This is a genomic window from Wohlfahrtiimonas sp. XWW7, assembly GCF_056716055.1.
Map to the genome: position 1 here is coordinate 682288 of NZ_CP168032.1, position 23875 is coordinate 706162.

The following is a 23875-nucleotide window of genomic DNA, read 5'->3' on the forward strand; positions in this document are numbered from 1 at the left end:
GGTAATGTTGTGACAAAATTGCAATTTTTCTATTTTGATGTTCATCACTGTATTTTGACACACGATTGGATTATACAAAATACTGGAGGGCGAGAAGGTATTTTAAATATTGGTTATTTAGAAAGTCCATTAGAACATATTCAGAATGATGACTATTATCCTTCAATGACTGATAAATTAACTCATCTTGTGTATGCAATTAATAAAAATCATGCATTTAATGATGGTAATAAAAGGTCATCCTTAGCCTTGGGGGCATACTTTTTGAAAATTAATGGGTATGACTTTATTATTAATATTTTTGTCCAAAAAATGGAAAATATCGCAGTACTAGTCGCTGATAATGTGATTAGTAAAGAACTATTATTCGAGATTATAGACTCTATTTTATATGAAGATGATTACTCTGAAGAATTGAAATTGAAGATCTATCACGCGATGAGTAGCATTACAAAATTATAAAATAAATTTCTTTGTTCAAAAATAGTACCAACTAAGCCTTATTTGATTGTTCTCTAAATTACGTTAAATATAGCCATATTAATGGATTTGGTACTGTAGAGTTATATGAAATACCCCTTACAATCTCTCCTTCGGTACCAAACAAAAGCTCTAAAGCCCGCTAAACAGCGGGCTTTTTTGCATCTATTAAGCGATTAAAAGTACTTCAAATATATTTTTATAACATATTGAAAGCTGTAACGATCAGAGTAGAATACCTCGCAAAATAATCTGGATATTATTTGATCATGATGTGTGGCGATATATTTTTAAGTCCGTAAAATATAAGACTTACAATGAGTTAGTTGTATTTGTGGGAATTGATGCATGAAAAAGTTAGTGAGAAGCTGTGGAATCATTACGATTGCGATGATATTGGCGAGTTGTCAGACTTTTAATCGAGAGCATGGTTATGGGATCATTGATTATGGCAATCCAAACAGCGAGCTTTTAAAAGCAAAAATGCAGCAATTATTGACGGACAAAAATACTGTTGTCAGTATTGTCCAATTTGGTGATGCACATACTTCTACAGGTTATTTTACGCAGACTTTTCGTCAGTTAATGCAACATCGTTTTGGTAATGCTGGTATAGGTTGGGTCACACCCGTTGGTATTACTGAACAAAAAGATATTGCTGTCAAACGTAGTGCTTATCAATGGGATGTTGTTAGCAGTCATTCAGCCATACAAACAGATTTTCCAATGGGTGGTTATATCGCTAAACCTAAGCGTAATGGCGCGGAAATTAAAGTTGTATTAAATTCGGCTAAACGTGAAAAAGGTTTGTGGGATATTCGTTTGATGGTGAAAGGTAAAACGACTGTTCCAGTTTCTATCATTGATGCAAATGGACGAGCAGATCTCACATATAGCATGTTGAATCTCGCCCCGAATCAGTGGCGCGTAATGAATGCAGTCACCACAATGCCATTTACCATTAAAGCAGATAATCAGGTGGAACTGGGTGGATTATGGTTGCAAAAACATGATGAAGCTGGTGTGATTGTTTCAGCCATTGGTATGAAAGATGCACAGTTGGCTTCATGGAATCAATGGTCGCCACAATGGTTGTCAGAATTACAAACGACGAATAGTGATTTAGTTATTTTAGAATATGGTACGAATGAAGCACTGGATACAAATTTAGATGTTAAAGAGTATCGTAAAAATCTAGTATCGAGCGTGAAGCGAATCCGTAAACAATTACCTAATGCCGTAATCTTATTATTAAGCCCACCAGATTTAATGGTGAAAGGCAAAGCTCAAGGTTCATGTGCTGAGCGTGTGCCAGTATCCTATGAAAAGGTTAAAACAACTCAAATGGAAGTTGCTCGCTCTGAAAGCCTTTTATATTGGGATTGGCAGAAAGCAATGGGCGGCAGCTGTAATATATCAAAATGGTATGTGGAAGGCTTGGCTGAGAAAGATCTGGTTCATTTAACATCATTAGGCTATGAAATTAGTGCGGAGATGTTATATAAGTCTCTATTGAAATATTGGGGTATTTCTAAGTAACTAAAATATTGTGTATAAGAAAAACCAATCCATATGAAGATTGGCTTTTCGTATAGTTAGAAATTGAACTTATCTAATTTTGAGTGATAATTCACCTGCACCTGCGACAGAGCCTATTAAATGATCATTAGGATTGACTGCACCAACGCCTTCTGGTGTGCCTGTCATAATAATATCCCCAGGTTGTAACGTATATAATGTGGATAAATGCTCAATAATTTCATTCACATTCCAGATCATATTATTCAAATTAGAAGATTGACGAATTTCGCCATTCACTGCTAATTCAATGGTACCTTCTGTAATTTCTCCTGATTGTGCAATTGGCACAATTTCGGAAATGACTGCGGCATTTTCAAAGTCTTTTGCAATATCCCAAGGATGACGATTATCTTTTGCTTTGGCTTGAAGATCACGGCGTGTCATATCTAATCCACATGCATAGCCAAAAATATGATTGATGGCTTCAGCTTGTGAAATATTTGCTCCAGCTTTACCGATGGCCACCACAAATTCCATTTCATAATGGAAATTTTGCGTGCGTGTTGGATAAGGAATCGTTGCATCATTAGGTACATAACTGCTTGGGTGTTTTAAAAAATAAAAGGGTTCTTGCTGGCTTTTATCCACAGTTGTTCCCATTTCTTTAGCATGTGCCATGTAGTTACGGCCAACACAAAATATGCGATGAATTGGGAAAAATTGCGTACTGCCTTTGATGGGAATCGAGGCAGGCTCAGCAGGCGGAAAAATATATTGTTTTGTCATTATTGCTCCTTTGGTGAAGCTTTTAATATAAACCATTTAATTATGATGATAAATCACTGTGAGTGACTAGATTGGTGCATTAGTTGATAAATAATAATAGAAGCAACGAGCATGATGATTACATTAAAGAATAGGCTGTGAATAAATGCAGTTTGAAATTGTGACAGAATAGAATGATCCATAGTGGTTTGTAAGTATATTTGCATAATTGTGCTGACAATTGCAGCGCCGATAGCAGCGCCAATTTGTTGTAAGGTTGCCGTTAATCCTGATGCAATACCAATTAAATGTAATGGTACAAAGCTTAAGGTCCAATTTAGAACGGGCGTCATAATCATCCCTTGTGTAAAACCGATGATCATCATGATGGGAATGAGAGCGTAAGGTGATAATTTTGTGGCAAAGTAGGCATTCATCAGAATTAAAATGAGATAAGAGAAAGTATAAGCAAGGGCTCCAATGAATAGCGTACGATTACCATAGCGTGCTTGCCATTTTGGTGTCATTAATGATGATGCAACAAATCCTACACTTGCTGGCATGAATAATAATCCTGCTTGGAATGGATTGAGATTAAAGCCTGATTGATAAAAGAGTGCAATACTCATTGGAAAGGCGCTAGATGTTGAATAGATGCAAAGTATAGCGATAGCACCTAAAATAAATGAGTGGTTTTTGAATAGAGTTAAATTAAAAAGTGGGGTGCGTTGTATTTTCATATAATGTTGTTCATGTAATATAAATAAATATAAGGTTGTAATACCTAACATTAACATGATGGTACTACGGACATTCCATCCCCAAATAGGTAAGAGAACAATGGGGAGTAAAAATAAACAAATGCCTGATCCAGAGATTACAACACCTAATAAATCTAAACTGAGGTTTTGTTTTAATTGAGGATCTTGTAAATGACAAGAGCAGATGATAGCAATGATACCAATCGGAACATTAATGAGGAAAATGGTTCGCCAGCCTAAATTGAAGATATTCCACTCTATGAGAAAACCACCTAAAACTTGCCCTGCAATTGCAGCTAAACCTAAGCTCATCCCCAGATAAGCAAAAGCTTTTTTGGCTTGGTGATCATCGAAGTTACTGCGGATACTGGCATAAACTTGTGGGAAAAGTAGGGCAGATGATAACCCCTGAAAGAATCTCGCAATGATTAAGATTAATGGTGTTGTGGCAACAGCACATAATATGGATGTGATCATAAAGCAGAACATTCCGATCTGATATAAATGTCGGCGACCATAGATATCGCCCAAGCGACCACCTGTAATCAATAGTATTCCAAACGCTAATTCATAAATGACTAAAACTAAAGTGACTTCCACTAAATTAGCGGATAAAGAGCGTTGAATACTCACCATGGCGATGTTAACTACAAAGAGATCAAATATGGTGATGAACCCAGCGAGTATTAATGCAAGGAGTGCATAGCGTTGTTGAGGTTGCATGATACGTCCTGATTATTATAAAAAGCATACTATAATCTTGACTTTAACATGGTACAATTTTGTCAATTATACTAGTACTAATAGGCATATGATGAAAAATCGACGTGAAAGAACCAATCCAGAATTGGCCAATTTTTTAAAGACAAAGCGGGAAAGTTTAAATCCTGAATCGTTTAATATTCCGCGTACAGGTAGAAGGCGAACGCCAGGCTTAAGGAGAGAAGAGGTTGCTGCGTTATCAGGCGTTGGTTTAACTTGGTATACTTGGTTAGAGCAAGGCAGAAATATTGGTGTTTCTACACAATTCTTAGATAATTTATCTAAGGTGTTTCAGCTCAACAATGCTGAAAGAGAACATTTATATCTCTTGGCGCATATGCGATCACCGTTAGCAACAGGCGAAACACAGCATCAAGTCCCTGCTGTGATTGAGAAAATTATGTCAGTATTGCCCCATAATTATCTCTGTTATGTTTTGAATCTTCACTGGGATATTTTAGGGTTTAATCAGCAAGCGGATGAATGTTTTCAATTCTCAGAGTTGGCGCAAGCTGAACGCAATTTTTTGTGGCAACTATTTTTGAACCCGCATTACCAAAAATTACTAGCAGAATGGGAGAAGGATGCCTATTTATTACTATCAAGCTTTCGTAGGGATTATGCAAGATCGCAGAATAATTCTTACGTTCAAGAGATGATTGCATCACTTTCTAGACAATCACCAATATTTAATAATATGTGGCATCAATATGAAATTTATCAATCTTGTACAGGGCAGAGAGCATTGAATAAGAATGGTGAAATAGAGCTTTATGATTATACATCATTGATTTTTGATTCTGAGAAACATCAGAGGCTAATCATTTATGCCCCTAAAGATGTTTGATCGTGGTAATTTTTGAATTAAAGGCGATTGAACGATTTCAAAGTTTGTCAGATCCTACGAAACTTAGCACCAGAGGATAATCAAAAGTACCATTAATAAATGGCTGATTATCGAAAGATTTTTCTTTGTTGTGGGCTTCCCAAAACATAGGTAATTCGTATAATATGCAGTTTGCAGGAGAGAGAGATTACCTCCGCCGAAGGCGCAAACTCCCATAAACGCTCAGGCTCATGTACTGCAATCATTTAATTGTGCCAACTGGAGAGAGAAACAATGTTTCCACCGAAGGAGCAAACAGCGCAAGCTGCATAAACTCTCAGGTATCAAGGACAGAGGGAGGGGCAAAATACTCAATAGGAGTTTTTGTGCTTTTCTATATTTATATTGTGGCCATCACAGCGGAGGCAATGTCAGGTGCGCTCGCCGCTGGTCGTAGAAACATGGATATGTTCGGCGTGGCGCTCATCGCGTTTTTAACAGCTTTGGGCGGTGGTACGATTCGTGACATTATTTTGGGCAATTATCCAATTTCTTGGACACAACATCCTCCATATATTTATCTCACCATTTCAGCAGGATTGCTCACCATGTTAGTGGCGCGCTATATGCAGAAATTAAATAATATGTTTTTAGTCTTGGATGCGATGGGATTGATTGCATTTACAATCATAGGTTGTAATGTTGCATTGAATTTAGAACCACAATATCACTACAGTACGATTGTTGTGATTATGGCAGGAATGATGACAGGTGTTGGTGGTGGTATTTTACGTGATATTTTATGTAATCGTACGCCACAAGTATTGCGTCATGAACTATATGCGAGTGTTTCGCTATTAGTTGCGCTATTATATCTTGGTTTAAAATATCTAGATGTGAATGAAAATATTAATATGGCTGTATCTTTTGTAGTGGGTTTAAGTATTCGTTTAGCTGCAATTTACTGGAATTGGTCATTGCCTGTATTTTCTTACTCACCGAATAAATGGAAATAAAAAAAGCCCCCGATATTTCAGGGGGCAATATAGTGAAGTCGGTGTTTTCTTATTGTTATGTAGTTAGTTTGTAACTAATATAATTACCTTTTATTGAGACGAATTGCAATGTTTATAATGATAAATATTGTAATTTTGTGCATTTTTATAAAAAATTTTAAATTAACCACGTGATTAATTATGGTTTTTATATTGTATTGAGATAAATGTCAGCATCGCACCACAGAATATGATTTATAGATGTAAAATGAATCGGACATTTATTCAAAATAGGTAATTTATGATAGAAGAATTATTAATGAAATATGCCATTGGTAGTGGCACGATTATCATCGGCATGGTGCTGTATTTAATCCTCACAGTGATTGGTCGTAAATATAAAGAACAGAAAAAAGGTATTGCAGCACGCATTTTTAAATCAATTATTTTGTGTGTAATTGTAGCTGTCATCACACAATATGTCATGTTGGCTTTGGTGGAATTTGAGATCAAAGCGATCACGCCAAAAATGGTGAACCTGACATCCAGTATTTTGATCGTGATTATCTTAATGAATCGTCTATTTCAGATCATTAATCGTTTAGAAACAGCACAAATTAAGAAGCATGGTGATCCTACATCTGCAAAGATCATTGCAAGGGTGTTTAAAATTGCCATTTTCATGACGATTGTTCTCTTGTTTGGTGAGCATTTTGGGATGAGCTTATCTGGATTAATGGCATTTGGTGGTATCGGTGGTATTGCCATTGGTATGGCAGGTAAAGATATCCTGAGCAATTTCTTTTCTGGTGTAATGTTATATTTCGATCGCCCCTTTAATATTGGTGATTGGATCAGTTCACCAGATCGTCAAATTGAAGGCACTGTTGTAGAAGTGGGCTGGCGCTTAACCAAAATTATGACGTTTGATCATCGCCCTTTATATGTACCTAATGCTGCATTTTCATCCATTAGTGTAGAAAATCCAGGGCGTATGATTAATCGACGCATTAAAACGGAGATTGGCTTACGTTACGAAGATGCTGATAAAATCGGTGTAATCGTGAATGATATCCGAACGATGTTAGAGCAAAATATCAAAATCGACCAAAATCAGACATTATTGGTTTACTTCAATGATTTTGCAGACTCTTCCCTGAATATCATGATCTACTGCTTTACTAAAACTACAAAATGGGCAGAATGGTTAGCTGCACAGCAAGATGTTTACCTCGGAATTATTGAAATTGTACATAAACATGGTGCAGATTTTGCGTTTCCATCGCGTACGCTTTATGTGGAATCTGATAAAAATCCGATCAATGCTGTCGCAACGGGAGGAATGCAGTCATAACCATATTTGGGATGGAGAGAGTAAATGTTGGAGTATTTGAAGAGAAAAGGCGTGATGTGTTCATCACGAAGTTATTTTATTGATGCTTTGAGTTATATGGCACTGGGTCTTTTCTCATCACTGTTGATTGGTTTAATCATTAAAACCATCGGAACCAAGTTGTCAATTGATGTACTGATAGAGCTAGGTTCATTTGCGATGGATAGTAAAATTGTCGGCGCGGCGATTGGCGTTGCAGTTGCATATGCTTTAAAAGCACCGCCATTACTATTATTTGGTGCAGTGTTTGTGGGGGCTTTTGGTAATAGTATTGCAGGTGTTGCAGGTAGTTATTTTGCAGTTGTGGTTACGATTGAATTGGCAAAATTGCTCTATCAAACGACTAAACTAGATATCTTATTGATCCCATTTTTTATGATTATGATGGGGTATTTCAGTGCAACATTAGTTGGTGTACCGTTAAATGAGTTAATGAGTTATTTAGGCAATACAATTAATTGGGCGACAACGCAGCATCCATTTGTCATGTCTATGATTGTAGCAACAGTGATGGGATTGGCATTAACAGCACCGATCTCAAGTGCAGCATTATCTTTTATGCTGGGATTAGATGGTGTTGCAGCAGGTGCTGCTGTGATTGGTTGTAGTGCTCAGATGGTCGGTTTCGCAGCCATTAGTTATCGTGAAAATGGAATCTCAGGAGCAATCGCACAAGGCATTGGTACTTCTATGTTACAAATTGGAAATATTGTTAAAAACCCTTGGATCTTAGTTCCACCAACATTTGCAGGCTTGATCACAGCCCCCGTTGCAATTGTATTTTTTGAAATGATCAATAATAAAGCAGGTGCAGGAATGGGCACGAGCGGATTTGTTGGGCAATTCATGGCATTTGAAACGATGGGCTTTTCCATTAAAACGACATTATTAGTGGCAGTTTTTCATGTCTTATTACCGATCGCTATTAGCTTGTTGTTAGCCTATTGGATGCGTAAAAAATTGTGGATTAAAGAGGGTGATTTGATACTAAAATTAAACTAATCACGAGAGAATCAAGAGAGCGCGACTCAAATTAGAGCGGCGCTTTTTTTATTGCCGATGATGGTGTTATTTTGGCACAATGGCTGAGGCAACTGTACAGTCGAACGGCACAGGGTCAATGCTGTTACGATCATTTGCTTGATCATTCATGATTGTATTTGCCACGATGAGTTCTGCCATTCCATCATTGAAGCAGGATTCTGCTTTAAATTGTAGCAATACAAAAGGCGCAAACTCATACTCAACATAAACACGATCTTGATTAGAAGCATAAAGATCGCTAGGATGTAATGTGATGACAGGCGATTTGAGTAGATCTATGCCGTAATTGTTCGTAAACTCTGTCAATGTGAACCATTGATCTTTATGGTGAGTTTGAGTATTGCATGCTGTGAAACCGTCTGTGAGATCTTCTAGTTCACAGGCTTGATTGAACCATGCTTCTTTTTGCCCACGCTTTGCCCAATAAGCCGCTTCTGAGCTATCGATAGTAGGATCAATTTCTAGAATCTCTTGAGTCAGCGCTGTATATTCTCCATTGTTGAAAATTCCAATGCCAACAATCATAGGATGCCCAGAATGAGTACCTGTTGGATTTTCTGTGGTGATGTATTTATATAAAAGAGCGCCGTGATCGTTAATGGATAAAGGTTGAATTCTTGCATCCACCATGGAAGGACCTGTTGCAAATGCAAAAGATGATAATAACGAAACGAATATTAGTGATTTTCTCATGCTTATTGTTCCCTAAATATAAATCGAACATTAATTATTTTATATATGATGATCTAGGTTAGCATGGTTATGTCGAAATGATAACACTTCAATCTCAACCCAATCATTAGAGGATTGGGTTGAATAATTTCAAAGATTACAGCGTTGTAAAAATCTTATCTTCTGGCAAACGAGATTTTGGCAATTTTGCATTGTAATCATCTTCGCTTGCATAGCCGATTGTAACGGCAACGACAGAGTGTAGATCTTGGCTTGGTAGATCGAGGATTTTATCCAACTCTGCTGTCAAAATACCTTCAATTGGTGTTGCATCAATACCCATTGCGCCAGCGCCTAATAATAATGTGCCCAAAGCGATGTATGCTTGTTTTTCACACCATTTATTTAGGTGCTCTTGATTGTCAGAGTTAAGACCAATGAAGTTTTGTCGACCTGCAGCAACAGCATCTTTGCTTGCTGTATCAGGGAAGCGTTGATCTTGATCTTCTTGTTCTGTGATTAATGCTGAGTGAGCATCGCCCAATGAGTTTTTAACCGTAAAAATCACAGTTAATGTTGAATCTAAAACTTTTGCACGGTTAAATTCCATGATGCCTGGTAAGATTTTTTCTTTAGCAGAATCACTTTCGATGATGAAATAATGCCAAGGCTGGGAATTCACGGATGAAGGTGAAAAGCGTAATAATGCTTTAATGTCTTCAATTTGTTCAGCAGTTAAACGGCGAGATGCGTCGTAAGCTTTGCACGTTTTACGGGATTTAATCACATCAGTAATATTCATGTATGTTCTCCTTGTGTATCGTGCAGTATTTATAGCACATTCAGAGAACTATTCCACAGGTGGAATGATAAATGTATGGCGAGTTAAGCCATTTGTGGAATCCCATTTTAAGTAATCGCCAGTTTTTTCCCAATCGCTTAAAACCCATCGTGTGCCATTGATATGTTGATGGATATTAGGCTTATGCGTATGTCCATGAATCATTGTATTTGCATTGTGTTCCATGAGTGTTGACTCAACGGCGCTGTCTGTCACATCACAATAACATTGCTGATGTTCGATGCATGTATGACGCTTTGCTTTTTTACTAGCTTCTCTCAAGCGCATAGCAATGCGAAGTCGAAAGGTTTTTGGAAGTGCGTGTAAAAATTTGAGCACCAAAGGATGACGAATGATTTTACGATAACGCTGATATTTTATATCTGATAAACATAGCTGATCACCATGCAATACGATAATTTTTGGCGCAAATGCCAATGTGTAAATTTCAGGTAATAAAGACATGTGGCACAACTTGGCATAATTTTGTCCAACAGCAAAGTCACGATTGCCATGTTGAAAATAGATATTAATACCTTGCGTTGCTATTTTAGATAGTTCGTCTGCAACTTTTTGCGTAAAGGGCGATAGAACGTCATCACCCACCCAAAAATTAAAGAAGTCACCCAAGATGAATAAATCTGTGGCATCTTCTGCAATTTTCGGTAAAAGATCAAAAAAAGCCGCACACAGTTCTGGGCGGCTAGATGTGAGATGAAGATCAGCAATAAAATAAGCAATGTGATCTTCATGTCTTTGCATAGTTTGTATCCTTCGATTAAACGATTTCTACGCGTTCAATGATGATGTCTTCAGCAGGTACATCGCTGTGGCCACGACGAGAAGTTGTTTCAACTTTTTCGATTGCATCGATAATATCCATACCTTCAACAACTTTACCAAATACAGCATAGCCCCAACCTTGTGGTGATTCGCTTTTGAAATCTAAAAAGCCATTGTCTACTGTATTGACAAAGAATTGGTTAGTTGCAGAATGAGGATCCATTGTTCTCGCCATTGCTAAAGAACCACGAACATTTTTCAAACCATTATTTGCTTCATTTTTAATGGGTGCACGCTGGCCTTCCATTTTGTTGTCCATACCTGGCAATAAACCACCACCTTGAACCATAAAACCTGGGATGACACGGTGGAACAAAGTGCCTTCAAAGAAACCATCTTTAGCATATTGTTCAAAGTTAGCAGCTGTATTAGGTGCATTATCGAAATCCAATTCGATTGCAAATGTACCTTTATTTGTATGGAATTTAATCATAATGTATCTCCTTAAAATTCAATGATTACTATTTCTTTGTAGATTCAGTTGTAGATTCAGTTGTAGGTTCCGCAGGTGCGGCTTCTGTTGTTTCAACTGTTTCTACGGATTCTGTAGTTGCTTCAGGCTTCTCGATTAGAGACATTTTTTCGATGATGACAGGTTCAACGGGAACATCATCACGTCCTCTACCATGGCTTGTTGTTTTGACTTGCTCAATTGTTTCAACAACATCCATGCCATCAACAACGTGTCCAAACACTGTATAGCCAGGGTTTTGATCGCTTGTATAGTTGAGGAAGTCGTTATTCACTGTGTTGATGAAAAATTGGCTAGTTGCAGAATTTGGATCCATTGTTCTTGCCATGGCAATTGTGCCTTTGTCATTTTTTAAACCATTGTCTGATTCAATATTGACAGATTCACGGGTTTTCTTTTGCACTAAATCCTTATCCCAGCCACCGCCTTGGATCATAAAATTAGGGATGACGCGATGAAAAACTAAACCTTCATAATGGCCATCTACCACATATTGGATGAAGTTGCCGACAGTATTCGGTGCTTTTTCTGGATTCAATTCTAAGGTAATGTTGCCCTTATTGGTTGTCATTTCAACATAGATTGGTGCAATGACTTCTGATTGTTCAGCAGTAACAACTTCTGTTTCCGCAACAGAAACTTGGAATGCAAGTGTGGCAATGCCAACACAAGTCAATAGATGTTTTAACACAACAAACTCCTAGATTAATTTAGTATTAAGCGCAAGATTATCGCAATTTTACGCTCTGAATGATACTGAATTTACGATAAGGATGAAACCATTACTGCTTTGATTGTGTGTAAACGATTTTCCGCTTGATCAAAGACGATAGAATGCGCGCTTTCAAAGACCTCATCTGTCACTTCAACGCCATCTTTAAGCTCAGGGAAGTCGGCCATTAATTTTGCACCTTCTGTGGTTTTATTGTCATGGAATGCTGGTAAACAGTGTAAAAACTTAACCTCAGGGTTGTCCGCTGCATCTATTAATGCCTGATTTACTTGGTAGGGGAATAATAATTTAATGCGTTCAGCCCATATTTCTTTAGCTTCACCCATAGAAACCCAAACATCTGTATAGATGAAATCAACACCTTTCACAGCTTCTTTTGCATCTGTAAAACAGACAATATTGCTACCTGTTTCATTGGCAATTGCTTGGCATTGATCCACTAATGCTTTTTTCGGTAAAAGTGCTTCAGGTGCAGCAAAATGAATGGTCATACCTAATTTTGCCGCAATGATCATTAATGAGATCGCAACATTATTATCTGAGTCGCCAACATAAGCGAGTTTGACTTTATCGAGTGGTTTGTTTGTATGCTCTTGGATGGTTAAAACATCTGCAAGTGATTGTGTTGGATGAAACTCATCGGTTAATCCATTGAATATCGGTACGCCAGAGAATTTGGCTAAATCTTCAACGATTGAATGGGCAGCACCACGAAATTCAATCGCATCATAAAAACGACCCAAAACACGAGCGGTATCAGCAATGCTTTCTTTATGGCCAACTTGTGAACTCACAGGATCTAAATAAGTTACATGAGCACCTTGATCATAAGCAGCTACTTCAAAAGCACAGCGTGTGCGAGTAGATGTTTTTTCAAAAATGAGCGCTATGTTTTTACCAAGGAGATGCTTCACTTCTTCATTTTTTCGCTTTGCTTCTTTTAAGTCGCGCGCAAGCGTTAAGAGGTAACGAATCTCATCTGGCGTATGATTTAAAAGTGTGAGCAAGTGGCGATTATGCAATGGAGAAGTCATAGTAATATCCTTTTAACATTTGGAATTTGGTTGTTATCTCTACATAGTATCCTGCCCATTTTCAGATTTTCAAGCATTTTTATGCGATGTCATCTTTGTTTTAAAAAAATAGTGTAGAATCGGGCGCAATGGATAATCGAAAAAGGGGATATATGAAAGCTCTATCAGTCGTTATTTTGGCAGCAGGTAAAGGCACAAGAATGAAATCAGCTTTGCCAAAGCCACTGCATGAAATTGGTGGCAAACCAATGTTGTCTCATGTTTTATCTACGGCGCGCGAATTAGATCCTGCGCAACTGATCGTCATTTATGGTCATGAAGGCGAAAAACTCAAAGCTGCTTATGAAGATGCGTCAGACATTACGTGGGTTGAACAGAAAACATTCTTAGGCACTGGTGATGCTATGAAATACGCAATGCCAGCAATCCTGCCTGACAGTAATGTATTAGTCTTATATGCAGATACACCATTGATTGATGTTAAAACTTTACAATCCATGTTAGAAAAAGTGGATGAAAAAAACTTATGTTGGTTAACGGTAGAAGCAGATCAGCCTTTTGGTTATGGCAGAATCATTCGCAATGATGCAGGTAATATGGTTGCCATCGTTGAAGAGAAAGATGCTAATAGTACGCAAAAAGCAATCACAGAAGTGAATAGTGGTTTATTTGCTGTATCTAGCGATGTATTGTCAGTAACATTGCCACGTTTGAGTGATGATAATCAGCAAAAAGAATTTTACTTAACAGATGTTGTGACATTGGCATTGGAAGATGGTTTAACCATTCAAACAGCCGCAGGAGATTTTACATTGTTGCGCGGTGTGAATGATCGCGTACAGTTATCGGAATTAGAAGCGATTTATCAAAATCAGCAACGCAAATCATTAATGTTGGCTGGCGTTACGATGATTGCACCTGAAACTGTGTTTATCCAAGGTGAGATTAAATTAAAAGGCTTGGATATTGTGATTGAACCTAATGTGACATTAGCTGGCGTTGTTTCTTTGGGAAATAATGTTCGTATTGGACAAGGTTCTCATATTACGAATGCAAAATTGTGTGATGACGTTGAAGTTCATCCGTATTCGATGATTGAATCATCGTTACTTTATAATAATGTTGCAGTTGGGCCTTATGCGCGTTTGCGTACCAATAGTGTGTTGAAAGAACATAGCAAAGTGGGTAATTTTGTAGAAACAAAAAATGTGACATTGGGTGAAGGCTCGAAAGCGAATCATTTAACGTATTTAGGTGATGCGACGATTGGTAAAGGCGTGAATATCGGCGCTGGCACAATTACCTGTAATTATGATGGTGCTTATAAACATCAAACAATCATTGAAGATGATGCTTTCATTGGTTCAAACAGTTCTTTAGTTGCGCCAGTTGAGATTAAAAAAGGTGCAACTATTGGTGCGGGTAGCACAATTACATCATCAATTTCAGAAGGTGCATTGGCGATTACAAGAGCAACTTTGCGCCAAATCCAAAATTGGAAAAGACCCACTAAAAAATAAATTATTGGGGAAAATAATATGGAAATGGTAATATACGCTAAAATTGTATTACCATTTAGTACAAATTTTTGTTTTGAATATTATTGATAAAGAGGTTGTCATAATGAAAAAACACGTTTTAACATTAGCGTTGTTGGGTTTTGGTGTAGCTTCTACACAAGCATTTGCACAAATCGACGAAGCATTGGCTGCGCAAAGCGGTTGTTTGGCTTGCCACAAGCAAAGCGAAAAATTAATCGGACCTTCGTATGATGAAGTTTACGAAAAATATCAAGGTGATGATGGCGCTGTTGATTACTTGATTGAGAAAGTTACAACAGGTGGTTCTGGTGTTTGGGGCGCAGTGCCTATGACGCCAAATGGTCATATTCCAGCAGAAGACATCGAAACTTTAGTATTACAAATCATGCACGAAGAGTAATCATTTAAAGTGATACCAAAACCGCACAATGTTGCGGTTTTTTTATGTGCGAAATTTTTTTGGTAATACCATTAGCATAATGATTATCATTATCGAAAATTGATCAGAACTTTACAACTTTTGAAATATTCTAATATTTGCAGAGTTAATATATGACTTAATGAAACAATATATTCATTATGACAATATTAAGATAATAAATAAGAGAGGCATTTCATGAGCAGAAGTCAGCGAGTTATTATAGGAATTATTGGGGTTGCTATGATGGCTTGGGTCATTAATCTTTATATCTATCCTATCAAAGCAGGGGCATTTCCTCTTCGTAAGGAACTCATCAATATTACAGGTGTGATCTCATTTTTAATGATGGGGTTGATTATGTTATTAGCCATTCGCCCACGATGGTTAGATCAATATCTCGGATTAGACAAAATGTACCATTTACATAAATGGGCAGGTATTTGGGCGATTGTTTTTGCAGGATTGCACTATGCTATTAAGCTTGGTAAACCAGTTTTGCAATTTTTCTTTGAGCAAGGTCCAAGGATGAGGGGCGCGAGACCACAGTTAACAGGCTTAGAAGGTTGGTTGGATCAATTTGTAGGTTTTGCAAAAGATGTAGGGGAATGGAGTGTTTACTTCTTATTTGTTGTCTTAGCGCTAACATTATGGAACAAATTTTCGTATAAATTGTGGCGCTATTTACATAAATTAATGGCGCCTGTATTCCTGTTGTTAGCAATTCATGCTGTCGTTTTAACGCCTTGGCATTATTGGTTCCAGCCTTTAGGTATTTTAATCGGCCTTGCATGTATGATTGGATCTATTGCTGCTGTGATCTCAATGTTGGGTTTGATTGGTAAAACATCTACTCATGCTGGGAAAGTGGTTGAAGTGAAGCATTTAGGTAACTGTGTGGAAGTTACATGTCAGTTATCAGGTGAGTGGCAACATAAGGCTGGGCAATACGCATTCTTTAGACATGATCGATTAGAAGGCGCACATCCTTTTACAATTTCATCTGCGGATGAAGGGAATAACACCATTCGTTTTTCCATTAAAGCATTGGGTGATTACACACAATATTTACAGAAAAATATTCAGCAAGGTGATCGTGTAGAAGTCGAAGGCCCTTATGGTTTATTTGACTATCAGCGTTCAGCTGATGCTCATCAGCTTTGGATTGGCGGCGGCATTGGTATTACGCCATTCATTGCATGGATTGAATCCATGATTCAAAAACAAGATTATAAGACACAAGTTGAGTTCTACTACTGTGTGTGTAATGACAAAGATGCGGATTATGCACAATATTTACAAGATCTCTGTGAGAACTTGCCGAATGTGACATTGCATGTACATTATAGCGATCAAGACGGATATTTAACTGTCGATAAAGTTATGGATAATATTAATCAACCTATTTCAGATATTTGGTTCTGTGGCCCAAGCCAGTTTGCAAAAACGATTAAGCGCGATTTGGCGGTTCGTTATCAATCTGGCGCGCCTATATTTCATCAAGAGATGTTTCAGATGCGCTAATTAACATCAACGATCAACTACTAGAGCCTTCCATCACGAAGGCTTTTTTTTGCAAAAGCATTAGGCATTCAGTAGTGGCAGAAAGAATCCTCTATTGAGTTTTAAATTACAGAGTAATAGGATAAATATTATTTGTTTAGCATTATATTTTGCTACATAAATACAACATCATGGCGTTATCTAAATGATCTAGAAAATTTGTTAATCACGATTATTTTTGTGTTAAAAATAATAAGCTGATATTGAAAATGGGTCTAAATTTATTGGCTCAATAATATATCAGCAGATATTTATAATCATATGATTAAGGAGGATTAATGAGGTTTTTGTTGAGTGTTTCTGGGGCGATAGTATTATCAATGAGTCTATCTTTTGCAGAGAGTGAAGTTGTAGAAAGTTCTTTTAATTCAGATATTTTAAATCGTGATATTACGATGCAAGTTTATTTGCCTGATGGTTATGATAAAAATAAAGAAGATCAGTATTCTGTAGTTTATATGTTGCATGGTGCAGGAGGTTCAGATACGGATTGGTTGGTTAAAGGTGGGATGAAAGTTACTGCGGATCAACTGATGGCACGGGGTCAATTGCGAGATTCTGTCATTGTTATGCCGACATTTGGTCCTGCGACGTGGTATACAAATGGTAATGCAGATCAAGCTGAGACTGCATTTGTTGAAGAGTTTATTCCTTTTGTAGAAAAACAGTTTAATGTGCGCAATGACCGTGCAGGAAGATCCGTGGGTGGATTATCTATGGGTGGATATGGCGCATTGAATTTGAGTCTTTCATATCCACAACTGTTTTGTGCGGCAGGTGTTTTAAGTCCTGCTATTTATGATCCTTTGCCACCAGAAACTTCAGCATCACGTAAAACGCCACAATTTACTAAAGATGGTGAGTTTGATGCAAAATCATGGACAGATTCTTTATATACTGCGCGATTAGATGGTTATTACAAAAAAGATACGACCGTTCCAATGTGGATTGAATCAGGTGATAATGATGCTTTAGGTATTGTTTTAGCTGCTGCGCAATTGTATTGGACACTTCATGACTATCAACCGAATGATGTGGAATATAGAGTGATAGATGGTGATCATGATTGGATGGTCTTTAGAGATTCGGCAATTCGAGCTTTGCCATATATGAGCCAAAAATGTGAATCCTTAAAATAACGGGATATTGGATTGATATAAGCAGCGATTGAGTGGTTAACATCATTCAATCGTTTATCGTATGAACAGGTAAAACGAATGATGTGAACTTTTTAGTAACAATGGATTAAAAGGCAATGCGAGCGATCATGATTTAGGTTCGCGGACTTAATCCCAAAATTAAAATCATTGCGTTATAATCGAGCATCAAATTAAAAGATGTAGCAAAGTGAGATCATCGTGACAAACCAACCAAAACGCGTTTTAACTATCCAATCCCATGTTGCTTTTGGACATGTTGGCAACTCGGCAGCTGTATTTACATTACAACGAATGGGCATTGAAGCGATGCCGATTAATACTGTGCAATTCTCTAATCATAGTGGTTATGATCTGTTTACTGGGCAAGTATTTACAGCAGAGCAGATTGCAGAAGTAATCCGCGGTTTACGTGAAAATCATTTCTTAGAAAAAGTGGATGCTGTGATTTCTGGTTACATTGGCAAAGTTGGCGTTGGGCAAGTGATTCATGATGTTGTGCGCGAAATTCGTAAGCACAATCCAAATGCAATGTATGTTTGTGATCCTGTGATGGGTGATAAAGAAGATGGTGTTGGCTTTTTTGTGGATGAAACGATTCCACCTTTGATGAAAGAAGCATTGGAAAGTGCAACGATCATCACACCGAACTATTTTGAATTTGAAGTATTGTGCGGAAAGCCTGTTAAAACTTTGGAAGATGCTTGTATTGAAGCACGCAAACTGATTGCAAATAATCACTATTTGAAAACTGTGTTGATCACAAGTTTTCGAGTGAATGATACGGATGATGAGTTGATGACATTAGCAATCACAGCGGATGAAGCATGGAAAGTGATAACGCCACGTTGCCATTATGTGCCAATGCCAAGCGGCACAGGTGACACATTTACAGCATTGTATTTAGCGCATACTTTGAATGGTGATAGCGTCGAAAAAGCGATCACATATACGACATCAACTTTATATGCTTTGGTGAAAGATACACCGAATGGTTCACATGATTTATCTTTAGTGCGTGAACAAGCTCAGATCATTGAGCCAAAAGTATTGTTTACGGCAGAGAGATTACTGTAATCCCATTGCTTGTAGATGTTGAACTTGTGTTGCATAAAGCTCTGTAAGATTTTGCTCATCTTCAGTTGTTGGGATGAAACCATATTCTTGATGCCAAGCATCTGCGATTTCAGGTAACGCTAATAATGCTTGAATGTGCTGAGTTTGTTTTAAATTCATGATGTGTTCAAAATGTATCATTGATAATTTTAATTCAAATGCATGAAAAACGTTAGACAATGTATCGATGTAATGTTGGGAAATCATATTTAAATACCTGTAGTTAAAAGATGTACTTAATATATGCTCGGAATATGACAAGAATATGACGTGATAAAAAAAGCCAATATTATTTTATAATATTGGCTGAATAATGGGGATAGATTATATATGGCTGATTATGGTTTTTCACCTGATTGAATGCGTTGCTCAATGGAATTGATAATAGGTTCAAGATCAGCCACAGAATCAATGATGTAATGTGCACCTGACTTTTTCAGTGCTTCAGTTGCTTGTTCTCGTAATTGATCTTGTTCGGTTGTGGATAAAGCATTCCACTCAATCTCTGTCATGCCAATTTCATTGCCGCTTACTGTCACTGCAACTGTCCAAGTACCTGCATTTAAACCTTCTGCAATACCAACTGCCGTATCATCTACTTTGATGACAGTATATGGATGCCAAACACCTAAATTATTAAAGGTTTGGAACATCATGAATGGAGCAGGGCGGCCCATTTCAAAATCACCTGCACACATTACACTTTCAGGATCAATGCCATGTGTTTTTGCTAAGCGTTGAACTTTTTCTGCAATTTCTCTGTTGTAGCCTGTGGTTGAACCTATTTTAATGTTGCGTTCACGAAGATTTTTGAATAACTCAACGGCTCCAGGAATAGGATCAGAATAATCATCAATGGCTGCCAAATTCATAGGGATGAAAACATCGTAGAGCATTTGTGCATCTAAATTTGTGGGCGCACTGCCATGTTCTTTTGTCCAAGCTGTTTTAATTTCAGGTAAGGCCAATAATGTTTTGATATGATCTAACTTTGCAGAGCCCATTGGACCTCGAGCTTGTTCAATCGTTAAAGGAATATTGAATTTTTCAAACAATTTAACAAATGCTCCCATGGGCGCACATGAACCATAATCAACGATGGTTCCTGCCCAATCGAAGACAATGGCCGAAATTTTTTGATCATTTTGCATGAATATTTCTCCTAAAGATTTATCGGACTGTCATCATTTGTTCTAGAACATATTTTATGCTGGCAACCACTTGGCGCATCTCTTTGTGATTGATTGCGCCGATGCAACCTACACGAAATGTTTCGATTTCAGTTAATTTTCCTGGATATAAGATGAAACCTTCGTTTTTTACGGCATCGTAGAAGGATTTAAAATTGTATTGATCATATTTGGGCGCTAAAAATGTCACGATGATGGGTGTGATATTGTCTTCATCTAGAAATGGCTCTAAACCAATTTTCGATAATCCACTGACTAATGTTTGGCAATTATTTGTATAGCGAGCCAATCTTTCAGGTTGCCCACCTTCCTCTTCAAATTGATCTAATGCTTCAGCCAATGCGGCAACGATGTGTGTTGGTGGTGTAAAGCGCCATTGTCCCGTTTTTTCCATATATTGGTGTTGATCATATAAATCTAAAGATAACGACTGGCTATTGCCTTGCATGCTTTCTAAAATTGCTTTGCGAATAAAAATAAAACCCATGCCAGGAACGCTCTCCAAACATTTGCCACTCGCAGAGATTAAAGCATCAAATTGAATATCTCTTGTGGAAATGGGCAAAGCACCGAATGAACTCATAGCATCTACGATTAAACCCACATTGAATTCTTTGCAGATGTCACTGATCTCCTTTAAAGGATTTAAAACGCCTGCACCAGTTTCACAATGAATTAAGCCAACATGTGTGATGGATGCATCATTGATGAGAGCTTTTTTCAGTGCTTCTGGGGAAACAGGCTCTCTTTCATTGAATGATAATAGTGTTGCTTTGCGCCCCATTTTAGTCGTAAGTGTTGCCATGCGTTGACAGTAAGCACCATTATTTAAGACTAAAAGATGGCCGTTTGGCGGCAAGATACTGTTGATGGAGGCTTCTACTGCAAATGTGCCGCTACCCTGCATTGGTACAACAACATAATCGTCATGCCCATGAATGATAGACAATAATTGGGAACGAATTCTTTTAGTGATTTTATTAAAATCAATATCCCATGAACCCCAGTCTTTTAACATTGCTTTCTTTGTGCGTAATGTTGTTGTTAATGGTCCAGGGGTTAATAAGATTGGATCACGATCCATGCTAGCTCCTAATGATTTGATCAGCAGTACATTTCGATATATCTAGAAGAATATAGGGGCTGAATATGACAACGATATGAAAAATTAATTTATGAAGAATCGTTAGCAATTGTCATATTTTTGACATAACTACTGTTTAGACTGCTACCATTTTTTGACTAAAATTGTGGGTAAAACTATGAAATATGATGTTGCGATTGTGGGCGCGGGAATCATTGGGTTAAGCCACGCTTATGCTGCTGCAAAAAGAGGTTTGAAAGTTTTAGTATGTGAGCGAACAGATACACCATTGGGTGCGTCCATTCGCAATTTTGGATTCGGTGTGATTTTGGGGCAAAAAGAGGGTGAGATGCTAAATCTTGCGCTGCAAAGTCTTGATATCTGGGGCGATTGGATATCAGAAGTTGGTGTTCATGCAAGAAGAGAAGGATCTTTATTGATTGCTAGAAATCAACTAGAGGCTGCTGTTTTAGAGTCTTTTATGGCCAATAAAGCGAATGAATATGATTACAATTGTAAGTTGTTGAGCCAAAAAGAGATTGATGAATTGTATCAAGGGCGATTTTCTCGATACTCTACGGTTTTGCACGGTAGATCAGATCAAGTGGTATTTTCACGAGAAGCCATTCCTCAGCTAGTGAAATATTTATCATCGTTACCAAATGTTACGATGAAATTTTCAACTTTAGTCAAAGATATTAATGCAGGTGCAAGCCAACTGAGAACAACTCAAGGCACATTTATTGCGGAGCACATTATCGTGTGTTCAGGGCATGATTATCAAACATTGTTGGCAGAAGAGTTGAAGGTGCTTACACCGACGGTTTGTCGATTACAAATGATGAGAGTGAAACCAAAAATAGAATTTCCTTTAAAACATGCTGTATTTACAGGGTTAAGTTGCATGCATTATGAAGCATTTCGAGATTTGCCAGAGACCGAAACATTAAAGTTTGCAATAGAGAACGACTATCCTGAATATGTACAACATGGTATTCATTTGCTAGTAACACCAACGCCTTATGGTGAATTTATTGTGGGGGATTCTCATGAATATTCGCAGTATCCTCGGCCATTTAGTAGCGAAGCAATCGATGATATTTTATTGAATTTGGCCAAAGAAACTTTAGGTGTTCCATTGGAGATTGTTGAACGCTGGGTTGGTGAATATGGTGCAGGTGTGGATGAATCTTATTCTAAAATTCAAGTGGATACACATGTAACAGCAATGCTCATGCGTACAGGATTAGGCATGAGCATCGCGCCAGCATTGGGTGAAAATACGATTGCAGAGATATATGATTAATTGATAAAAATTTTAAGATGCAAAAGCCCAATATTTCTATTGGGCTTTTGCATCTTTGAGTGTTAAATAACTAAATAATGAATTATTTAGCTGCTAAGAAACGCTTATTAACTTCATTCCAGTTAACGACGTTCCAGAATGCTTTGATGTAATCAGGACGAACATTGCTGTATTTTTTATAGTAAGCGTGTTCCCAAACATCCAATGCTAATACAGGAGTTTTACCAACCATCAACGGTGAATCTTGGTTTGCTGTAGACATGATTTCAATAGAACCATCTTTGTTGACTGCTAACCATGCCCAACCAGAACCAAAACGGCTAGTTGCTGCTGCTGCAAATTTTTCTTTGAATGCATCAAAGCTACCAAAAGTTGCATCAATTGCTGCTTTGATTTCGCCAACTGGTTCGCCACCAGCATTAGGTGCCATAATTTCCCAGAACAAAGCGTGGTTCGCGTGACCACCGCCATTGTTTTGTACGGCTGTACGAATATCAGCAGGAATTTTTTCCATGTCAGCGATTAAATCTTCGATAGATTTTTCAGCCAATTCTGGATATTTTTCGATTGCTGCATTCAAGTTGTTTACATATGTATTGTGATGCTTGTCATGATGCAAATGCATTGTTTCAGTATCGATGTGTGGTTCAAGTGCATCGTGTGCATATGGTAAATCTGGTAATGTAAAAGCCATGATTAAATCTCCAATTAAATGTACTTTGGTGGGTATTCCAAGTTTTGTAGTGTAGCAGTTAATGTATAACTAAACAAAAGCTGGAATTAGGTTAGGTATATATAGTGTAGTCACTTTTTCTGTTTTTCAACCTTTGGCAGCTGAACAATTCTTGTATGCGTTAATACATCTATCAGTGAAACTCGCTTGGCAGTAAATGTTTGACACATTCCAAAGAGAGAAATTAATGCTAAAGCCAAAGGGATGATCGCCTTTATTGTGAAATTTAAAGCGAAAGCCATATTGAATCCTACAGAAATGAGCACTAATGATAAGATTAGTAGCACTGCGCGCGTTGCGCTTTGACGAGGTGAAAGAGGATTGCCCGCAACATTCACAATGCGTAAGCGCCAGCTACGCATCCCAAGAGTTTGTCCGCCTTTGTGCCAAAAGTAGGCATAAAATAATGTGGGTGTGAGGATCGTTGCTGTGGATATCATGAAAGGATAAAGTGAATTGCCTGGTTCAATTGCCAATCCGTTATTAAATGGAAGCCATATTAGAGCGGAAAGCATCATCAAGGGAATGATTAGAAATAAATCATAAATAAAAGCTAAAATTCTTTTAATTGCAGTCGCTTTTGGTATAGATTGTTGTGACATTTGAATAACCGCTGAATGTAAAA

At 37.6% G+C, this 23875-nt stretch carries 25 protein-coding genes and 2 riboswitches; of the genes, 12 read left to right on the plus strand and 13 right to left on the minus strand.

Features of this window, described 5'->3' with window-relative positions; all coding sequences use genetic code 11:
• Positions 1-9 precede the first annotated feature (9 nt).
• Positions 10-462, plus strand: a complete 453-nt coding sequence (locus tag ACA100_RS03265) for a type II toxin-antitoxin system death-on-curing family toxin (protein WP_481078574.1) — start codon at positions 10-12, stop codon at positions 460-462.
• Between the two features lie 366 nt (positions 463-828).
• A complete protein-coding gene (locus tag ACA100_RS03270) occupies positions 829-2019 on the plus strand; it encodes a GDSL-type esterase/lipase family protein (RefSeq protein ID WP_481078575.1) in 1191 nt (396 codons plus the stop codon).
• 69 nt (positions 2020-2088) lie between these two features.
• On the opposite strand, the gene ACA100_RS03275 is transcribed toward ACA100_RS03270, so the two are convergent.
• Entirely contained in the window at positions 2089-2787 is a 699-nt protein-coding gene (locus ACA100_RS03275) for a fumarylacetoacetate hydrolase family protein (RefSeq protein ID WP_481078576.1), read from the minus strand.
• A gap of 53 nt (positions 2788-2840) precedes the next feature.
• Complete coding sequence (locus tag ACA100_RS03280) at positions 2841-4250, minus strand: MFS transporter (RefSeq protein WP_481078577.1); 1410 nt, start codon at positions 4248-4250, stop codon at positions 2841-2843.
• 91 nt (positions 4251-4341) lie between these two features.
• On the opposite strand from ACA100_RS03280, the gene ACA100_RS03285 reads away from it, so the two are divergent.
• The 4 genes from ACA100_RS03285 (at position 4342) to ACA100_RS03300 (ending at position 8505) form a co-directional block, all read left to right on the plus strand.
• Complete coding sequence (locus tag ACA100_RS03285) at positions 4342-5136, plus strand: helix-turn-helix transcriptional regulator (RefSeq protein ID WP_481078578.1); 795 nt, start codon at positions 4342-4344, stop codon at positions 5134-5136.
• Positions 5137-5300: 164 nt separating this feature from the next.
• Positions 5301-5384: riboswitch (glycine riboswitch) on the plus strand.
• Positions 5385-5479: riboswitch (glycine riboswitch) on the plus strand.
• A 22-nt stretch (positions 5480-5501) separates the two neighbouring features.
• Positions 5502-6131 (plus strand): trimeric intracellular cation channel family protein, encoded by a 630-nt coding sequence (locus ACA100_RS03290; RefSeq protein ID WP_481078579.1) that lies wholly within the window; start codon positions 5502-5504, stop codon positions 6129-6131.
• Positions 6132-6411: 280 nt separating this feature from the next.
• A complete protein-coding gene (locus ACA100_RS03295; RefSeq protein WP_481078580.1) occupies positions 6412-7464 on the plus strand; it encodes a mechanosensitive ion channel family protein in 1053 nt (350 codons plus the stop codon).
• A 24-nt stretch (positions 7465-7488) separates the two neighbouring features.
• On the plus strand, positions 7489-8505 hold the full coding sequence (locus ACA100_RS03300) for a PTS sugar transporter subunit IIC (RefSeq protein ID WP_481078581.1): 1017 nt from the start codon (positions 7489-7491) through the stop codon (positions 8503-8505).
• A gap of 66 nt (positions 8506-8571) precedes the next feature.
• Here the strand turns inward: ACA100_RS03300 and ACA100_RS03305 are convergent, their stop codons facing one another.
• The 6 genes from ACA100_RS03305 to argF form a co-directional block, all read right to left on the minus strand.
• Entirely contained in the window at positions 8572-9240 is a 669-nt protein-coding gene (locus tag ACA100_RS03305) for a hypothetical protein (protein ID WP_481078582.1), read from the minus strand.
• 136 nt (positions 9241-9376) lie between these two features.
• The gene (nfsB, locus tag ACA100_RS03310; RefSeq protein ID WP_481078583.1) at positions 9377-10021 is read right to left on the minus strand and encodes an oxygen-insensitive NAD(P)H nitroreductase; all 645 of its coding nucleotides are present in this window, start codon (positions 10019-10021) and stop codon (positions 9377-9379) included.
• A gap of 48 nt (positions 10022-10069) precedes the next feature.
• Positions 10070-10822, minus strand: coding sequence for a UDP-2,3-diacylglucosamine diphosphatase (locus tag ACA100_RS03315; RefSeq protein WP_481078584.1), 753 nt, complete (start codon positions 10820-10822; stop codon positions 10070-10072).
• A 16-nt stretch (positions 10823-10838) separates the two neighbouring features.
• Positions 10839-11336 carry a peptidylprolyl isomerase gene (locus tag ACA100_RS03320; RefSeq protein WP_481078585.1) on the minus strand — a complete coding sequence of 166 codons (498 nt, stop codon included), beginning with the start codon at positions 11334-11336 and terminating at the stop codon, positions 10839-10841.
• Positions 11337-11364: 28 nt separating this feature from the next.
• Positions 11365-12066 (minus strand): peptidylprolyl isomerase, encoded by a 702-nt coding sequence (locus ACA100_RS03325; RefSeq protein WP_481078586.1) that lies wholly within the window; start codon positions 12064-12066, stop codon positions 11365-11367.
• A gap of 71 nt (positions 12067-12137) precedes the next feature.
• Positions 12138-13142, minus strand: a complete 1005-nt coding sequence (gene argF, locus ACA100_RS03330; RefSeq protein WP_481078587.1) for an ornithine carbamoyltransferase — start codon at positions 13140-13142, stop codon at positions 12138-12140.
• Positions 13143-13294: 152 nt separating this feature from the next.
• Between argF and glmU the strand changes: the two genes are divergently transcribed.
• The 5 genes from glmU to pdxY all read left to right on the plus strand — a co-directional run bounded on the left by glmU (position 13295) and on the right by pdxY (position 18898).
• Positions 13295-14662: a bifunctional UDP-N-acetylglucosamine diphosphorylase/glucosamine-1-phosphate N-acetyltransferase GlmU gene (gene glmU / locus ACA100_RS03335; protein ID WP_481078588.1), complete on the plus strand. Its 1368-nt coding sequence runs from the start codon at positions 13295-13297 to the stop codon at positions 14660-14662.
• A 103-nt stretch (positions 14663-14765) separates the two neighbouring features.
• Positions 14766-15083 carry a c-type cytochrome gene (locus ACA100_RS03340; protein ID WP_481078589.1) on the plus strand — a complete coding sequence of 106 codons (318 nt, stop codon included), beginning with the start codon at positions 14766-14768 and terminating at the stop codon, positions 15081-15083.
• A 216-nt stretch (positions 15084-15299) separates the two neighbouring features.
• Positions 15300-16625: a ferredoxin reductase family protein gene (locus ACA100_RS03345; RefSeq protein ID WP_481078590.1), complete on the plus strand. Its 1326-nt coding sequence runs from the start codon at positions 15300-15302 to the stop codon at positions 16623-16625.
• Between the two features lie 317 nt (positions 16626-16942).
• A complete protein-coding gene (locus ACA100_RS03350; RefSeq protein WP_481078591.1) occupies positions 16943-17803 on the plus strand; it encodes an alpha/beta hydrolase in 861 nt (286 codons plus the stop codon).
• Between the two features lie 219 nt (positions 17804-18022).
• Positions 18023-18898 carry a pyridoxal kinase PdxY gene (gene pdxY, locus ACA100_RS03355; protein WP_481078592.1) on the plus strand — a complete coding sequence of 292 codons (876 nt, stop codon included), beginning with the start codon at positions 18023-18025 and terminating at the stop codon, positions 18896-18898.
• On the opposite strand, the gene ACA100_RS03360 is transcribed toward pdxY, so the two are convergent.
• From ACA100_RS03360 to ACA100_RS03370, 3 genes are all read right to left on the minus strand, one after another.
• The gene (locus tag ACA100_RS03360) at positions 18890-19144 is read right to left on the minus strand and encodes a hypothetical protein (RefSeq protein ID WP_481078593.1); all 255 of its coding nucleotides are present in this window, start codon (positions 19142-19144) and stop codon (positions 18890-18892) included. The two genes, pdxY and ACA100_RS03360, sit on opposite strands and share 9 nt — an antisense overlap.
• A gap of 131 nt (positions 19145-19275) precedes the next feature.
• The gene (gene phnX / locus ACA100_RS03365; protein WP_481078594.1) at positions 19276-20088 is read right to left on the minus strand and encodes a phosphonoacetaldehyde hydrolase; all 813 of its coding nucleotides are present in this window, start codon (positions 20086-20088) and stop codon (positions 19276-19278) included.
• A 19-nt stretch (positions 20089-20107) separates the two neighbouring features.
• A complete protein-coding gene (locus tag ACA100_RS03370; RefSeq protein ID WP_481078595.1) occupies positions 20108-21211 on the minus strand; it encodes a 2-aminoethylphosphonate--pyruvate transaminase in 1104 nt (367 codons plus the stop codon).
• Positions 21212-21389: 178 nt separating this feature from the next.
• On the opposite strand from ACA100_RS03370, the gene ACA100_RS03375 reads away from it, so the two are divergent.
• Positions 21390-22517: a TIGR03364 family FAD-dependent oxidoreductase gene (locus tag ACA100_RS03375; RefSeq protein WP_481078596.1), complete on the plus strand. Its 1128-nt coding sequence runs from the start codon at positions 21390-21392 to the stop codon at positions 22515-22517.
• A gap of 82 nt (positions 22518-22599) precedes the next feature.
• Here the strand turns inward: ACA100_RS03375 and ACA100_RS03380 are convergent, their stop codons facing one another.
• Entirely contained in the window at positions 22600-23211 is a 612-nt protein-coding gene (locus ACA100_RS03380; protein ID WP_481078597.1) for a superoxide dismutase, read from the minus strand.
• A gap of 110 nt (positions 23212-23321) precedes the next feature.
• Entirely contained in the window at positions 23322-23852 is a 531-nt protein-coding gene (locus tag ACA100_RS03385) for an RDD family protein (RefSeq protein WP_481078598.1), read from the minus strand.
• Between the last annotated feature and the right edge of the window lie 23 nt (positions 23853-23875).

Coding starts and splice junctions, on each gene's coding strand:
- ACA100_RS03270 (WP_481078575.1), top strand. CDS start 829: ATGAAAAAGTTAGTGAGAAGCTGTGGAATCATTACGATTGCGATGATA.
- ACA100_RS03275 (WP_481078576.1), bottom strand. CDS start 2,787: ATGACAAAACAATATATTTTTCCGCCTGCTGAGCCTGCCTCGATTCCC.
- ACA100_RS03280 (WP_481078577.1), bottom strand. CDS start 4,250: ATGCAACCTCAACAACGCTATGCACTCCTTGCATTAATACTCGCTGGG.
- ACA100_RS03285 (WP_481078578.1), top strand. CDS start 4,342: ATGAAAAATCGACGTGAAAGAACCAATCCAGAATTGGCCAATTTTTTA.
- ACA100_RS03295 (WP_481078580.1), top strand. CDS start 6,412: ATGATAGAAGAATTATTAATGAAATATGCCATTGGTAGTGGCACGATT.
- ACA100_RS03300 (WP_481078581.1), top strand. CDS start 7,489: ATGTTGGAGTATTTGAAGAGAAAAGGCGTGATGTGTTCATCACGAAGT.
- ACA100_RS03305 (WP_481078582.1), bottom strand. CDS start 9,240: ATGAGAAAATCACTAATATTCGTTTCGTTATTATCATCTTTTGCATTT.
- nfsB (WP_481078583.1), bottom strand. CDS start 10,021: ATGAATATTACTGATGTGATTAAATCCCGTAAAACGTGCAAAGCTTAC.
- ACA100_RS03315 (WP_481078584.1), bottom strand. CDS start 10,822: ATGCAAAGACATGAAGATCACATTGCTTATTTTATTGCTGATCTTCAT.
- ACA100_RS03320 (WP_481078585.1), bottom strand. CDS start 11,336: ATGATTAAATTCCATACAAATAAAGGTACATTTGCAATCGAATTGGAT.
- argF (WP_481078587.1), bottom strand. CDS start 13,142: ATGACTTCTCCATTGCATAATCGCCACTTGCTCACACTTTTAAATCAT.
- glmU (WP_481078588.1), top strand. CDS start 13,295: ATGAAAGCTCTATCAGTCGTTATTTTGGCAGCAGGTAAAGGCACAAGA.
- ACA100_RS03340 (WP_481078589.1), top strand. CDS start 14,766: ATGAAAAAACACGTTTTAACATTAGCGTTGTTGGGTTTTGGTGTAGCT.
- ACA100_RS03345 (WP_481078590.1), top strand. CDS start 15,300: ATGAGCAGAAGTCAGCGAGTTATTATAGGAATTATTGGGGTTGCTATG.
- ACA100_RS03350 (WP_481078591.1), top strand. CDS start 16,943: ATGAGGTTTTTGTTGAGTGTTTCTGGGGCGATAGTATTATCAATGAGT.
- ACA100_RS03360 (WP_481078593.1), bottom strand. CDS start 19,144: ATGATTTCCCAACATTACATCGATACATTGTCTAACGTTTTTCATGCA.
- phnX (WP_481078594.1), bottom strand. CDS start 20,088: ATGCAAAATGATCAAAAAATTTCGGCCATTGTCTTCGATTGGGCAGGA.
- ACA100_RS03370 (WP_481078595.1), bottom strand. CDS start 21,211: ATGGATCGTGATCCAATCTTATTAACCCCTGGACCATTAACAACAACA.
- ACA100_RS03375 (WP_481078596.1), top strand. CDS start 21,390: ATGAAATATGATGTTGCGATTGTGGGCGCGGGAATCATTGGGTTAAGC.
- ACA100_RS03380 (WP_481078597.1), bottom strand. CDS start 23,211: ATGGCTTTTACATTACCAGATTTACCATATGCACACGATGCACTTGAA.
- ACA100_RS03385 (WP_481078598.1), bottom strand. CDS start 23,852: ATGTCACAACAATCTATACCAAAAGCGACTGCAATTAAAAGAATTTTA.